Below are 14,849 nucleotides of genomic sequence, written 5' to 3' on the forward strand. Positions count from 1 at the left end.
GGATCATGCCTCCTCGTGGGTCCAGTCCCGCACCGTGCCGACGAACTCCTCGATGAGATCCTCGAGGGTCACGATACCGATGAGTTCGCCACGCTCGTCACGGACCTGGGCCATGTGGGCGGAACGGCGACGCATGAGACGCATCGTGTCGTCGAGTGTCCCGGCGGCCTCCACCGTGATGAGGGGACGTAGTTCGGACTGTTTGACGACGTCGTTGAGTGTCGCCTCGGGGGAGACCATCCGGTCGAGGATGTCCTTGACGTGGATGTAACCGACATAGTTTCCGGCCAGCCCGGTGACGGGGAAACGGGAGTACCCCGTATCACTCACGGCGTGTTCCACCTCCCCGAGCGTCGGGCCCTTGGCACCGAAGTTGAGGGTGCGGACGTCGGAGCAGGAAATGAGAACCTCCCTGATCGTTCGGTTGTCGGAGCGGAGTGCCTTGTTGAGGCGGGCGTGCTCCTCCGCATCGAGCAGCCCTTCGGAGCGCGACTCGGTGATCATCGTCGCGAGCTGCTGTGGGCCGACGGAGGTGTCCATCTCTTCCCGTTGCTCGATGCCGAACATCCGGAGGGTGACGCCGGCGAACCAGTTCATCGCGACAATGACCGGACGGGTGAGCTTGACAAACAGCATGTGCGGGGGCACGAGGATCATCGCCACGGTCTCCGGCCCGGCGAGCGCGATGTTCTTCGGCACCATCTCACCAAGAACGATGTGCAGGTAGGTGACGATGCCGAGGGCGACCGCGAAGGCGACGGGGTGGAGGAGATTGTCCGGCAGCCCGAGGGCGCGGGCCGGACCCTCGATGATGTGGGCGATCGCGGGCTCGGCAACCTTGCCCAGCAGCAGGGATGCGATGGTGATGCCGAATTGTGCGCCGGCGAGCATCATCGACAGGCGTTCCGAGGCCCAGAGAACCTTCCGGGCGCGGGACTTGCCCTGCGCGATGAGGGAATCAAGCCGGTCCCGGCGGGAGGAGATGAGTGAGAACTCGGCACCGACAAAAAATGCGTTGATGAATAGGAGGAGGACGGCGAACAGCACCGCTGAGTAGTCGTTCATGCGTACTGTCCTGCTTCCTCGTTGGCGATCGGGGTGAGGTAGACACGGTCGACACGACGTTCGTCCATGACGGTGACCCGCGCCAACCAACGTCCCGTGATGCCGGACTCGAATTCGTCCATCGAGTCACGCTCGGTCTGAGGCAGCAGAACGATGTCCCCGGCGCAGGGAATCCGGCCGAGGGTGGCCATGATGAGTCCGCCGAGAGTTTCATAGGGACCGTCCGGGGCGAAGTAACCTATCTTTTCCGGGAGATCGTCGACGCGGACGAGCCCGGAGACGTCCCAGTTTGCGCCATTCTGTACGTAGTCCCGCTCGGCGTCGGCGTCATCGTGCTCGTCGTAGACCTCGCCGAGGATCTCTTCGACGACATCCTCGATGGTCACGATCCCGGCGGTGCCGCCGTACTCGTCGGCGACGAGGACGACCTGCGAGCCTGCGGACCGCACGGCGTCGAGAACGGCGTCGCCGTCGAGGCTGGCCGGTACCACGGGGATCGGGCGGGCTAGGGTACGTAGGCTCGTCTTCGCCCGGTTCTCCCGGGGGACGGCGAACGCCTCCTTGACGTGGACGACGCCGACCGTCGCATCCAGGTCACCGTCGGTCACCGGGAAGCGGGAATGACCGGTCGACAGTGCGAGATTGAGCAGATCTTCGACCGTGTCGTCGACGTCGAGATCCTCGATCGTCGACCGCGGAGTCATGAACTCCTCAGCTGTGGCCTCACCGAACTTGAGACTCCGGTCGAGCATGATGGCTTTCGACTTGTCGAGGCCACCGTGTTTCGCGGAGTTGCGCACCAGCGCACCGAGCTCCTGGGCGCTGCGCGCCGAGGCGAGCTCATCTGCGGGTTCGATGCCCATCTTCCGGACCAGCCAGTTCGCGGTTGAGTTCAGGGATTTGATGAACCACTTGAAGATCTTGTTGAAGATGCGGACGGGGCCGACGGTAATCCTGGCTGCGGTGAGCGGATCGGTGATTGCCATGTTTTTGGGCACGAGTTCGCCGTAGACCATCGAGAGCAGTGTCGCGGCGACCATTGCGAGAATCAGTGCTATGGGGCGCGCGGCTGCTTCGCTCAGGCCGAACCATTCGAGCAAGGGATCGAAGAAGTGCGCGAGCACGGGTTCCGCCAGGTAACCCGTGGCAAGGGTTGTGATCGTGATACCGAGCTGGGCACCCGACAACTCGAAGGAGAGGTCGTTATGGGCCTTCTGGATGTTTAGGGCCCGGGCGTCACCCTTGTTCGCCACATGGTTCTCGATGCTGGAACGTTCCAGACCGGTGAGGGCGAACTCGATGGCGACGAAGAAACCAGTCCCGACGGTCAGGGCTATGAACCCGACCAGGGCGAGGATGCTGAGGAGTATGTCCATGGACCAATCGTGGGAGTGGGGGAGGTCGCGGTCAGCGGCGTCGGCGGCGACGCGGGGTGCCGTCTGAACCGGGCTCCGGCCGGGGTTTCCGGGATGCAGGGCGTTCAGCGCTGGGGGAGACTTTACCGCGACCCTGTCCGTTTCCCCTAGCTGAGGGGTCCCCGGCGGGCCTGGCGGAGCGGCGACGCTTTGGGGGAACACCCCGTGCACCGCCGCGACCGTGGCCACGGGACTGCTGTTGCTTCGCGCCGGGATTGGCCAACGGCTCGCCTGACGGTGGTCGGGCCCCGGTGATGGTCGCGAGCTCCGGAGAGGTGGGGGTTACCCTGATCTCATCGGCTGTGACGCCCGCCTTCTTGAACAGGGTTCGGACCTCGGCGACCTGCTCGTCGGTGACGAGGGTGACTACGGTTCCCTTCTCCCCGGCGCGGGCCGTACGGCCGGCCCGGTGGAGGTAGGCCTTGTGCTCTGACGGCGGGTCGATGTGGACAACGAGAGAGACGTCGTTGATGTCGATACCGCGGGCAGCGATGTCCGTGGCGACGAGAACCGGGATCGAACCGTCGGAGAAGCCGGCGAGCGCGTTGGCTCGGGTGTTCTGTCCTTTGTCGCCGTGGAGACCGACCGCGTTGATGCCCACCCGGCGGAACTTCTTGACCTGCCGGTCAACGCCGTGCTTGGTGCGCATGAACATGATCGTGCGGCCGGCGCGGGCGGCGATCTCCGCGGCGACTTCGCTGCGGTTGTCCCGGTCACCGACGAGGAGGCGGTGATGGGACATGGTGTCCACGGAGGCACCGACGGGGGCGGTGGAGTGGGTCACTGCGTTGTGGAGATAACGGTTGACTAGTTTGGTCACGTCACCGTCCAACGTCGCGGAGAAGAGCAGCCTCTGGCCGTTCGCGGGGGTGAGATCCATCAGTTTGCGGACCTGTGGGAGGAAACCCATGTCAGCCATCTGATCGGCCTCGTCGAGTGCGGTGATCTCGACGTCATCGAAAGACAGGATCTTCTGGTTGATCAGATCCTGGGCACGACCCGGGGTAGCGACGAGGAGATCGACGGGCCGGGCGAGTGCGCTGATGTTGCGCTTGATGTTCACGCCACCGACGACCTCGAGGACGCGGAGGCCGAGTGCCTGCGCGGGAGCGTCCAGGCGCTCCTTGACCTGTGCCGCGAGTTCCCGGGTGGGAACGAGGACCAGGCCACGGGGGCGCCCCGGTTTGGAGGCGCCGGAGTTTGCGAGCCTGGCCAGCATCGGTAGACCGAAGGTGAAGGTCTTGCCGGAGCCGGTCGGTCCGCGGCCGAGCACGTCCCGGCCGCGGAGAGCATCCGGGATGGCCTCGGCCTGGATGGGGAAGGGTTCGGTGATGCCCTGTCGCTTCAGTTCGTGAACGACGGGAGTGGGCAGACCGAGATCGGAGAAGGATGTCATTTAGGCTTGGACCTCAGACCTGTCGCCGGACCATTCCGTGTGGAAGTGGCCGGGACGGTCAGTTCTTTCATAGGTGTGGGCACCGAAGTAGTCTCGTTGCCCCTGGATGAGAGCGGCGGGAAGCCGCTCTGCACGGAGACTGTCATAGTAGGACAGTGATGATGCGAAAACCGGGACCGGCAGGCCCTGGCGCGTTGCGTTGATGACGACCCGGCGCCAGGAATCGACGAGGTCGACCATTTCGCCGGTGAAGTAGGAGTCGAGCAGAAGGGACTCGATGCCGGGATCCGCGTCGTATGCGTCGCGGATGCGGTTCAGGAAGGTGGCGCGGATGATGCAGCCGCCACGCCAGATCGTCGCGAGATCCCGGGGATCAACGTTCCAGTCGTGTTCCTCGGATCCCGCCCGGATCTCATCGAATCCCTGCGCGTAGGCCACGAGTTTCGAGGCGTAGAGTGCACGGCGCACGTCCTCCACGAAGCGCTCGCGCTCATCGGCGGAGACGGGGCCGGCGATCGTTCCTGAAGGGAGGACGCCGGTCGTGGCGGAACGCTGGGCGCGGGCACCCGACAAAGCACGTGCGAAGACGGCCTCACCGATGGCGGTGACCGGGATCCCGAGATCGAGGGCGGCTTTCACAGTCCACCGACCGGTGCCCTTCTGGCCCGCGGCGTCGACGATGACGTCGATCAGCGGTTGACCGGTGTCGGAGTCGACCTGGTCGAGGACCTCGGCGGTGATCTCCACCAGGTAGGAATTGAGGTCACCAGTGTTCCATTCGCGGAATACCCCGGCGATCTCCTTCGGCTCCATGCCTGCCGCGTAGCGGAGCAGGTGGTAGGCCTCCCCGATGACCTGCATGTCAGCGTATTCGATGCCGTTGTGTACCATCTTGACGAAGTGTCCGGCGCCGTCCGGACCGATGTGCGTGCAGCAGGGGGTGCCGTCGACCTGCGCGGCGATGGACTCGAGCAACGGCCCGAGGGATTTATAGGATTCCGCAGGACCGCCCGGCATGATCGCAGGACCGTTCAGGGCGCCCTCCTCGCCGCCGGAGATACCCGCCCCGACGAAGTGCAGGCCACGGGCGCGCATCTCCGCCTCGCGACGGATCGTGTCGGTGTAGAGGCTGTTGCCGCCGTCGATGATGATGTCGCCTTCCTCCATGGCGTCGGCGAGTTGGCCGATGACGGCGTCGGTCGCGTTACCGGCCTGGACCATGATGAGGGCGCGACGCGGCCGCTGCAGAGAGGAAACGAAGTCCTCGATCGTCTTTGCAGGGAGGAACGCGCCCTCGTCTCCGTGGTCGGTGATGAGGGCGTCGGTGCGTTCGGGGCTACGGTTGTACACCGCGACCGTATGTCCGTGGCGGGCGAAGTTTCGGGCGATGTTCGAGCCCATCACAGCGAGTCCGACAACGCCGATCTGGGCGAGGTGCTTCTGGTCAGTCATGTTTCCACATCGTACCCGTTCACCGTGTCCGACCGGACACCCGAGGTCTGATAATGGGCACTGGGCCTGGATTTGTGACACCTCACGCTTCTTGTCATACGATTCAGTTCACCTGGTCGACTCAACAGGTTTATGGTTGGAGGCTATGGACGCCAGTAACCTCACTCTGAACCAACTTCTCGCCCTCGCCGCCGACCGACCGCTGCATATGCGGGAACTCGCCCGATTCGGTGATCTGAACGACGGCATCGACCGCCTGCTTGGTCTCCGGTACCTGGAGATCGCACCCGATGGTGTTCGGGCGGAAATGCACATCACCTCCGATCACCTCGACTGCGGTGGGAGCAACGTCTCCCGGGCAGTCTGCCTTGCCGTCGCCGAATCGGTCGGCAGTGTCACGGCGGCTGTCGCGGCACGGGGTAACCCGATCAACGTAGCGCACGTGACGGGGGAATTCTGCCGCAACATCGCGGCCGGGGTGATTGAGATCACTGGAACCTTCGTCAACGAGGGTGAGTCGGTCGCCCTTGTCGACGTCAGCGTCACCAACCGCGGGGATCTCATCCTCCGCAGTACGCAGCGTTCCGTGCGTGCGACCCCGTCGGCGCGCTGACCTGTACCGCGGGTGCGTTCCACACCATTCCCGCCCGACCGGGTGCGAACTATGCTGGGCAGCATGAATCCAGCGGATCCGACACTGACCGAACTACTCATGCGCGCCACCGAACGTGATCTCACCACCGAAGAGATCGCCGAGGTCAACCGCTGCAATGCCGGGGTCGATCCGCACATGGGTATCCGCTACACGCGGATTGGTCCGAAAGGGGTTCGCGCTCGGCTCAAGGTCGGGCCCGAGCATCTCCAGCCGTTCGGGCTCGTCAACGGCGGAGTGCTCGCGCTGCTCGCCGAATCCGCTGGCTCAATCATGGCGATCATCGCCGCGAAGGCCGTTGCCGTCGGCGTCAACAACAACACGGATTTCATCAAGTCCGTAACCTCGGGTGTGATCGAAGTTGAAGCGGTCCCCGTCCACGTCGGCAGCACGACCCAGCTGATCGACATCACTATGAAGAACAATGGTCAGGTTGCGGCCAGGAGTAGGCTCCGGACGTTGTGTCTCCGATCATAACGTTAGGTTGGTCTGTTGCAGGCTGAGCGGATCATCGGGTGTGTGGTTAGACTTGGCGGAAGAGTAAAAACAATAGGAGATCCGCGTGATGACAGAGCCTCGTCCATCCGAAACCTGCTTAGTAATTGTTGACGTACAGGCCGGATTTATATCTGAGTACACGAAACGCTGCCTTCCATGGATCCATGAGTTGGTTAAAGATCCTCGGTTCGCGTTTAAAATAGCTACCCGTTTCGCAAATGCCCCGGGTTCTCTTTTTCGGACGCGAATTGGTTGGAATCGGCTTTCTACCCCAGAAGAGATAGCACTTGATTCTGTGGTTGAATCCAATGTGGATGCCGTGGTTGACAAAGAAACTTACGGATGTGCTGAGGAAATCGACGATCTGCTCAAAGCCCGGGGGATCGGTCAGGTACTGCTTGTGGGAATAGATACTGATGTATGTGTCCTCCAGAACGCGGCGCAGTTGTTTGACCGTGGATATCCTGTCTGGGTTGATATGAGAGGATGCGCCACAGGGGGCGGGTATCAGGCGGATAATGCAGCGGTTCCACTCCTCCGCCGGACGATCGGAGGTGACCAGGTGATCGGTTGCACCGTCGATGGTGCCCGAGGGCAGGACCCCCGGTGAACCCTTCGGTTCCGACCTTGGAGTGGTGGGAATTTGCTCCCGTAGATCTGGGTGCTCCACTCGAGTCCAAACGGGTACAGGACGAGCTGCAGAGGTGCGCGGAGCGTGCTGGGTGGCAAGTTGTGGAAAATGACCGCGGGGAACGGTCTTCCGGTATGGACAGTATCAATCAGCTTATTCCGCATTGCATCGGGCGGTGGCGACTCCGTGGTGTTGAGCTATATGTTCCTCGTTCAGGGTTTGCGGTCATACGGTATCGCATGGCCTGCAAGCAGGTGAATGAAGATACCCTTGCGCCCGCTGTAGCGGGCATTCTGTTGGATCGTGTCGAGGAACATGCGAACCTCCAGGCGAAAGGAGTTTTCCTCGAGCATGAGGACGTTGATTCAATAGTCCGTTTGCTCAGGGATATGCTGCATTCGCGTGCTGGAATCAACTATCGGCTCAATGGTTCTGAACCTGTTCATACTTACGCCGTTTCTTGTTTCAGTCTTGTCGGGATGAAGAAATCGTGGCGAGATATCGATCGATGTCTCGCTGCCCTGCAGTGGCCTAGGAAAGTCGGATGCACAACATCGGTAGATCAATCCGAGTTACCGGATTCGGAGGAACTGTCGGAGTGTATACGCCGATTGAAACTAGCTGATGGCGTCGTTTTTCGGGAGGCTCTGGATAGGGGGATAGAGATCCGCGCTACGTGGTCTTCTGTGGTGGGCATTGAATACACCGGTACATCATATGTACTACTTCATGAGTTGATCAGTTGTTGCGAATATCGTGTTCAGTCAACCTGGCTCGCCGCCCATCAGATCGCTGAAGCCGCATGGAGTTCGGAAAACAGTGGTGGTCGTTTCAGGTCTCCGGCACATGTCGAATTCATTGCTTCGGATTTTCACCGCCTGGTTTCTGGTTATCGGGGGAGGATAGGTACAGATTCTCCGGATAGAGAAACCAGGGCACTTCTAGCTGTAGCGCGTAGTAGCGAAGTTGAATTCGAGATTGAACAAGCTGAAGCTGCGATTGAGGCACTTCAACATCATTCGAATTTGATTCAGGAGAAAAGGTCTCGAAGTGGGAGACTATTGCTCGAAAGCTTGGCTCTCATTTTTGCCGCTTCGGGTCTGGCAGGATTGCTTTTCCCATTGCCTATCACAAGGGAAGTGATCTTCTCTGAACCATACTTGTTTGGGGGATGGTTGATGGTGATTTTTATTGGAATATGGGCGGTTTGGCGTAATCAGTGGTGACAATCTGTGGGCGAGTTCTCTTGATCCCACTCCTAACTGTAACTTTCGAAAGAGAATCCATAACGGGTAGGAGTTTATCTATGTTGAAGCTCATGTCTGCCAGGTATTCTTAGTTTCTTGGCATGTTGTGGCGATGGGATGGAAACAGTCAGGATAGGGCAATGCGCCCATGTCGTCATGTACGTATACGGCGGTACGAGGACTTCGAAGATATTCTGGAGCAAAACTACCAACAGAGCTGGTTGTTGTTGCTCTGGCGCAAGTTTGGTTTTAACCTATCTGGAATTTCATGAGCTCGACCGGTTATCCAAACTCGGTCCAGCAAGTGTCCGGATGACCCGGAATACTTACATTCCGAATCTGTCCGCCTGATCGAAGAATTCCCGCTCGTGGACGCAGGCACTGAGGTATGCGCGGGCTGCCCGGGCGCGCTGGTCCGGCGAGGCTGCGGCGAGCGCACGCTCCACCCGTTCCACGGCAGCGCGTGTCTCCGCGACGAATTCCTCGGCCGCGTACTCGGTCAACCAGGCGTGGTACGGATGCTCCGCGTGGTTGTGTTCCGCCAGCGCGAGGCCGATCTCGACGTACAGCCAGAAACAGGGAAGGACCGCCGCCGCTCCGACAACGTAGTCCTCACCAAGCGTGTTTGCGCGGAGAAAATCGGTGTAGGCGCTCGTGATTGGTGATGGCCCGCCGATCCGCTCACGGTCCGCGAGCCAGGCCCGGTGGAGTTCGGCCTCGCCCATGATGCAGCCGACGGCGTTCTGGGCCCAGGCGATTCGGTCCCCGGTGTCCGGGGCCCTGACTGCCAGTGCAGCCAGGGCCCGGGCGTATTCATCGAGGTAGTGGGCGTCCTGGTCGAGGTAGAACGTGAATGAGTCCTCGCGGAGGCTACCCATCTGTAGTCCGGTGATGAGGGGGAGATTCATGATCTCTGTCCAGATGTCTCCGGTGGCAGCCCAAAGTGCGGCGGTCCAGGGGCCGGCCGGGGCGACGTGGGGGGTGGGCGCGGTGCGATCCGTTGCGAACACCAGTGACTCGGGGGCTTCTCCGGACGGCATGGGGCCGGTGAGGTGCCGCCACGGGGTGGTGTCGGCCGCTCGGGCGAGACGACGGGCTCGGTGGCCGTGATCGATGGGGCCGTGTCCGTGGCCGACCTCCAGCCGATGTGCGTGTTCGATGGCTTCGTTGAGCCAGCCGGTCACCCACTCGAGGGCTAGGTCCGCGTCCCCCGTTTCCGCCAGTCGGGTTGCTAGTGCGGAGGAGAGGGAACACCCGGTTCCGTGGGTGCAGGAGGTGTCGTGTCGTGGTGCCGAGACCGTGTGCGCATGCCCGTCGGCGCTGACGAGGGCATTCCCCGCTTCGGCCGTGGTCAGGTGCCCCGCCTTGACCACCACGGATGTCCCCGTCTCTGCGGCGAGAAGGCGGGCCTGCTTGACCGCTCCGGGGAAGTCCTCTGCCGGATCTGTGTCGCATAGAACCGCCAGCTCGGGGATGTTCGGGGTGACGACGTCGACGTCCCGCACGAACTCCCGGAGGGCGCATTCGGCGTCTTCGTCCAGCAGTCTGTTCCCCGAGGTGGACACCATCACCGGATCAAGCACGATCCACGGGGGCCGCTTTGCAGCGAGGTAGCCGCGCACCACGTCGACCGTCGCCGCGTCACCGAGCATCCCGATCTTCACTGCGTCGACGTCGACGTCGTCGAAGACGGCGTCCAACTGCGCGGTTAGAAAACTCAGTGGCGGTGTGTGGATCTCCCGTACCCCCTGCGTGTTCTGTGCGACGAGCGAGGTCGTCACGGCCATGCCGTATCCGCCTGCGGCAGCTATGGACTTCAGATCCGCGTGGATACCGGCGCCGCCACTGGGATCGGTGCCGGCTATGGACAGAACTCGGGGTAGAGCTGGGGACACGTCGTATTCTCCTGGTGGTCAACTCGGACGGATTTCTGCGGGACGAAATAGGGTGAGCAGGGTGCGTGCAGTCATGAACGGATCGTCGGCGCCCATCTGTGCCGAGGAGACACAGATGGTGTCGACCGCGGTAGCCCCGAGTTTATCCACGTTCCCGACAGTGATGCCCCCGACGGCGATAGTCGTCACACCTGCTGTGGCCGCTGCCCGGGCGATGGCATCAACGCCTTCCGGTCCGAGTGGAGGAACCTGGCGTCGGCGCGCATCCGTCGACCACACGGGGCCGATCCCGATCACGTCGGGGATCCGGACACCGAAACGGGAGCAGCTGGTGGCGAGAGTCTCGAGTGCGTCGGGTTCATCGATTGACACGCCGATCATCAGGTCGCCGGGCATCCGGCGTCGAGCCTCGAGGTAGTCGATGTCGGAGTGCTGAAGGAGTAAATGGAAACCGTGCCGAAGTGCGACCCGGAACCGGTCATGGACGAACACAGGAACGTGGAACGGTGTGTGCGGACCGGGCTCGGCAATCACCCGGGACACCTCCGCGCGGATCCTCAACGCCTGCTCCGCGAACACCGCGTCACTGGCTGTTCTGTCCTGCACCAGGATCATGTTGACACCGGCCCGGACAGATTCGGTGAGGATCTTCGACACCTTTTCGGTGGATACCAGCATCGAGGGATCGGTGGCCAGACAGAGCCCCCGGTGGGTTTCGGTGCGACCGGTCACTGCAACTCCTCGCCGTCAGAGATGGGATCGGTCGAGGACCGGTCCCAGTATCGGTGGTTGGTTTGCCGAGGGTAACACGCCGCTAGTTCTGTGTGTTAGGGCACCCTTGTTGTCCTATTTCCGGCGAAGCTCAGATCGTCCGCCCCCGAATCGGTAGCGTGGAACCCATGCCCACGTGGAAAGAAGTTCTCGCAGTCAACCCCGACCACTCTGAACAGTATGCGGCCAGGTGGCGCACATTCGCCGCCCAGGGCCGCGATCTCGACGGTGAAGCCCGTCTGGTGGATGCCCTCGCCCGAAACCGCAGTTCCCGGATCCTGGACGCGGGGTGCGGTACAGGTCGCGTCGGGGGCGTGCTCGCTGCGCGTGGGCATCAGGTCACGGGAGTGGACCTGGATCCCGTCCTGATCGGATACGCCGAGAGGGATTTTCCGGATAGTCGGTGGGAGGTTGGGGACCTCACCGGCGGTGACATCCCGGACGGGGAGTACGACCTTATCGTTTCCGCCGGAAACGTCATGACCTTCCTGCCTGCCGACGGCCGGGTCGCCGCTCTCCGGGCGCTGGCTGGGGTTCTGGCCGACAACGGCCGGATGGTCATCGGATTCGGTTCGGGGCGTGGTTACGGGTTCGACGAGTTCATCGCCGATGCTGCCGAAGCCGGTCTGGTTCCCCAGCACCGGTGGGGAACCTGGGAAATCGATCCGTTCACCGCGGAATCCGACTTCATGGTCACAGTGCTGGTCCACCAGGACGTGTAGCGGCGGCTACAGGGTCGTGGGACCTCCACAGAAACCACGGACAACGGCTGGCCGCACCGGTGATTTATCCGGTGCGGCCGGCCGTTGCACGGTGCCGCGGGAGATCAGCAGTCCGAGGTGATCAGGCCTTATCGGTCTTGCCGTTGAAGCGGGCCGTGTCTTTGACCTCGATCAGGTCGTCGCCTTCACCGGCGAGATCGCGTAGCTTCGCGAGTGCGGTTCGTGCATGCATCTGTTGGCGGGTTGTTGCCAGTTGCCAGCGGTTGCGTGAGAGCACGTTCAGTCCCCAGGATACGGCCGCGACGAAACGGTTCCGGAAGCCCACGAGGAACATCAGGTGGATAGCGAGCCAGAGGATCCAGGCGAAGAAACCGGTTAACTCGACCTTGCCGATCTTCACGACGGCCGAGAACCTAGATACGGTCGCCATGGAACCCTTGTCGTGGTACTCGAAGGGCTCACGCTCGGATACCGGGATGCCCTCAACGGTCCGGATGATCTGTTCCGCCGAGTACTCGCCCGCCTGGATCGCGACCTGGGCGACACCCGGGAGCTTATTCAGTGACATCATGTCGCCGACAATGAAGACATCCCTGTGCTCACCGACGGTGCAGTCGGGATTCACGGGGACACGACCGGCACGATCCGCCTCGACGCCACACTGGTCAGCGACGAGCTTGCCCAGCGGAGACGCCTGAACACCGGCGGACCAGATCTTGCAGAAGGCGGGAATCTTCTCGATGGAGTCGTCGACCATCGACTTGTAAGTGACCGCCTCCTCATCGACGTCCGTGACCATGGCATTCAGTCGTACAGTGACGCCCAGCTTTTCCAGTTGGCGCTGTGCGTTCCGGCCCAGCCGCTTGCCGAAGGGGGGCAGGACTTGCGGTGCACCGTCGAGGAGAACGATTCTCGCGCTTTCCGTGTTGATGTTCGAATACTCGCCCTTGAGAGTGCGGTGCGCCATCTCGGCCAACTGTCCGGCGAGCTCGACGCCCGTGGGCCCCGCACCGACGATGACGAAGGTGAGCAGGCGCTCACGCTCGACCGGATCGGTGCACAGTTCCGCGCGCTCGAAGGCGCCGATGATTCGGGCCCGGAGCTCGAGGGCATCGTCGATGGATTTCATACCCGGTGCGTACTCGGCGAAGTGATCGTTACCGAAGTAGGACTGGCTCGAGCCGGCGGCGACGATCAAGGAATCGTAGGCGTATTCGCGTTCGAAGTCGCCCAATCTGGTTGTGACCAGTTTCCCGTTGACGTCGATGTCCGTGACCTCGCCCTTGACGACGTGGACGTTGTCCTGGTCCTTGAGGATCTGACGGGTGGACGGGGCGACCTCACCGGAGGAGAGGATTCCGGTCGCCACCTGGTAGAGCAGCGGCTGGAAGAGGTGGTGGTTGGTGCGGTCGATCAGAGTGACGTCGACGTCCGCGTCCGCGAGTTTCTGGACGGCGAACAGGCCACCGAAGCCCGAGCCGATGACGACGACATGGTGGCGGCCGCCCTCGGGACGGAAAGGCTTGTCAGTCATATAGGTGTTGTCTCCTGGATGAGGATCTGGGCCGCAGGAGGAGGCTGCGGCAGTACGGTGCTTCATCGTAGTACGTTGTCGGATAAATCACATCACCCCGGCTCGCGGGGCGCTGTCTGCGGAGACCGCAGGCAGCGGCGGGATACTATCGGCGCACGTTTATTCGGCGCTCCACCCGGCTCCGGTGAACCAACCGCCCAACCCAACGAAAACGGAAGTAGTCAGACCCATGCCCGGCCCCGCATCCGGGGGGTACACCCCCGCCCATCTCCTCCACGTCGATGCCTCCAGGTGGCCCGGTGTCGCACTTGTTCCGGACAACCGGATCGTGCGGTACCAGGCATCTGCGGCGGAATCCCGGTTCGCGGCGGCTTGCGCCACCGCGGGTATCAGCCTGGACCCGGAGGCGCCGGGTGGTGCCGACCTGACTGTCGAGAATGAGGAGCTGTTTCTGCGGCTTGCGGACAGCGGCTGGCTGGGGTTGGCCGAGGGATACATGGCCGGAGAGTGGCGGAGCCGCGACCTGGTGACGAGTCTCGCCGGTCTCCTGGAATGCGGGTTCGCTCCACGCGGCAGGTTCCGAGCCGGAGCACCGAGGTCCGTTGTATCGGGCGGCTACGCCGGAGGGGAGCTTCCCGGGGATCTGGTCCGGCTCTTTTCCGGCGACGGAATGTCGGCCTTCGGTGCCAGGTTCTCCTCCGGAGTTCCGACGACGGTCCGTACTTCGGTGCGGAGCTTCGTCCGTGGTGCAGGTCGGGGGAGTGAGCCATCCAGCCATTTCGTCGACGTCACGACGCTCGCACCTCCGGTGGCGGTCGAACGTGCGGATCTCGGCCCGGCACAGCAGCGGGCCGCGGAAGCGCTGCTCGATGCGGCACGTGTCCGGGCGCGGACGGACCTCGTCGAGTTTCCCTGCGGTGGGGGGACGATGGCACTCGCCGCAGCGCGACGGGGCGCCACCGTCGATTGTCTGACGGCTGATCCGGAGCTCGCCGGAACCGTCCGGGAACTACTCGACCGGGGTCGGGATGGTGGTCGCGTGCATGTCACGGTGACGGACACCCCGATCCCGACACACCTGGACTGGAGCGGCAGGTATGACGCACTCGTGAGCGTCGAGAAGATCGAGGTTCTCGGTTCCTCCGGTCGATTGGACTATCTCCGCGCCGTGGAAAAGATGCTCGCTCCCGGTGGGTACGTGGCACTTCAGAGTGTCGTCTCCACCGACGGCATGCGTCGGGCAGGGCGGGATGCTCTCGTCGCGTTGCGGGCCTATATCTGGCCGGCGCTTGAGCACATCACCACGGAGGATCTGCACCGTGCCGTGGACAGATCCACGGACCTGCGGATCATCGCCGAGGCGCATTTCGCCTCCCACTACGAGACCACTCTGCGCCTGCAACGGGAAGTGTTTGCCGCAAATGAGCGCAGTGCGGCAGCCGCCGGTTTCGACATTGTGTTCCGGCGTCTGTGGGACTACCAACTCGCGCTGATGGAGGCGATGTTCCGGTTGGGTTGGTTGGACGCGGTACAAATCACCGCAACCTCCCGGAGACCACTACGCCGTTAGC

At 62.6% G+C, this 14,849-nt stretch carries 11 protein-coding genes and 1 pseudogene; 6 read left to right on the forward strand and 6 right to left on the reverse strand.

Features of this window, described 5'->3' with window-relative positions; translation table 11 throughout:
- Positions 1-3 precede the first annotated feature (3 nt).
- From JDV76_RS05350 to gndA, 4 genes are read right to left on the reverse strand one after another with little or no spacing between them, the layout of a single operon-like run.
- On the reverse strand, positions 4-1,065 hold the full coding sequence (locus JDV76_RS05350; RefSeq protein WP_198735859.1) for a hemolysin family protein: 1,062 nt from the start codon (positions 1,063-1,065) through the stop codon (positions 4-6).
- Positions 1,062-2,441 (reverse strand): hemolysin family protein, encoded by a 1,380-nt coding sequence (locus JDV76_RS05355; RefSeq protein ID WP_198735860.1) that lies wholly within the window; start codon positions 2,439-2,441, stop codon positions 1,062-1,064. The genes JDV76_RS05350 and JDV76_RS05355 overlap by 4 nt, the downstream gene beginning before the upstream one ends.
- A 31-nt stretch (positions 2,442-2,472) precedes the next feature.
- Positions 2,473-3,876: a DEAD/DEAH box helicase gene (locus tag JDV76_RS05360; protein ID WP_232958926.1), complete on the reverse strand. Its 1,404-nt coding sequence runs from the start codon at positions 3,874-3,876 to the stop codon at positions 2,473-2,475.
- Positions 3,877-5,328, reverse strand: a complete 1,452-nt coding sequence (gene gndA, locus JDV76_RS05365; RefSeq protein WP_198735861.1) for an NADP-dependent phosphogluconate dehydrogenase — start codon at positions 5,326-5,328, stop codon at positions 3,877-3,879.
- A gap of 145 nt (positions 5,329-5,473) precedes the next feature.
- Here gndA and JDV76_RS05370 point away from each other — a divergent pair, with 145 nt between their 5' ends.
- The 4 genes from JDV76_RS05370 (at position 5,474) to JDV76_RS05385 (ending at position 8,335) form a co-directional block, all read left to right on the forward strand.
- Entirely contained in the window at positions 5,474-5,941 is a 468-nt protein-coding gene (locus JDV76_RS05370; protein WP_198735862.1) for a hotdog family protein, read from the forward strand.
- A gap of 63 nt (positions 5,942-6,004) precedes the next feature.
- On the forward strand, positions 6,005-6,457 hold the full coding sequence (locus tag JDV76_RS05375; protein WP_198735863.1) for a PaaI family thioesterase: 453 nt from the start codon (positions 6,005-6,007) through the stop codon (positions 6,455-6,457).
- Positions 6,458-6,545: 88 nt separating this feature from the next.
- Positions 6,546-7,088 (forward strand): isochorismatase family protein, encoded by a 543-nt coding sequence (locus JDV76_RS13025; protein ID WP_198735864.1) that lies wholly within the window; start codon positions 6,546-6,548, stop codon positions 7,086-7,088.
- A 155-nt stretch (positions 7,089-7,243) separates the two neighbouring features.
- Complete coding sequence (locus tag JDV76_RS05385) at positions 7,244-8,335, forward strand: hypothetical protein (protein WP_198735865.1); 1,092 nt, start codon at positions 7,244-7,246, stop codon at positions 8,333-8,335.
- A 347-nt stretch (positions 8,336-8,682) separates the two neighbouring features.
- Here the strand turns inward: JDV76_RS05385 and JDV76_RS05390 are convergent.
- Positions 8,683-10,947, reverse strand: a pseudogene (locus tag JDV76_RS05390) (bifunctional hydroxymethylpyrimidine kinase/phosphomethylpyrimidine kinase).
- A 203-nt stretch (positions 10,948-11,150) separates the two neighbouring features.
- Between JDV76_RS05390 and JDV76_RS05395 the strand changes: the two are divergent.
- A complete protein-coding gene (locus JDV76_RS05395; protein ID WP_198735866.1) occupies positions 11,151-11,744 on the forward strand; it encodes a class I SAM-dependent DNA methyltransferase in 594 nt (197 codons plus the stop codon).
- A 121-nt stretch (positions 11,745-11,865) separates the two neighbouring features.
- On the opposite strand, the gene JDV76_RS05400 is transcribed toward JDV76_RS05395, so the two are convergent.
- Complete coding sequence (locus JDV76_RS05400; protein WP_198735867.1) at positions 11,866-13,278, reverse strand: NAD(P)/FAD-dependent oxidoreductase; 1,413 nt, start codon at positions 13,276-13,278, stop codon at positions 11,866-11,868.
- A 229-nt stretch (positions 13,279-13,507) separates the two neighbouring features.
- On the opposite strand from JDV76_RS05400, the gene JDV76_RS05405 reads away from it, so the two are divergent.
- Complete coding sequence (locus JDV76_RS05405; protein ID WP_198735868.1) at positions 13,508-14,848, forward strand: class I SAM-dependent methyltransferase; 1,341 nt, start codon at positions 13,508-13,510, stop codon at positions 14,846-14,848.
- Position 14,849 lies beyond the last annotated feature (1 nt).

It is taken from the genome of Corynebacterium marambiense (genome assembly GCF_016342275.1).
Lineage (GTDB): Bacteria > Actinomycetota > Actinomycetes > Mycobacteriales > Mycobacteriaceae > Corynebacterium > Corynebacterium marambiense.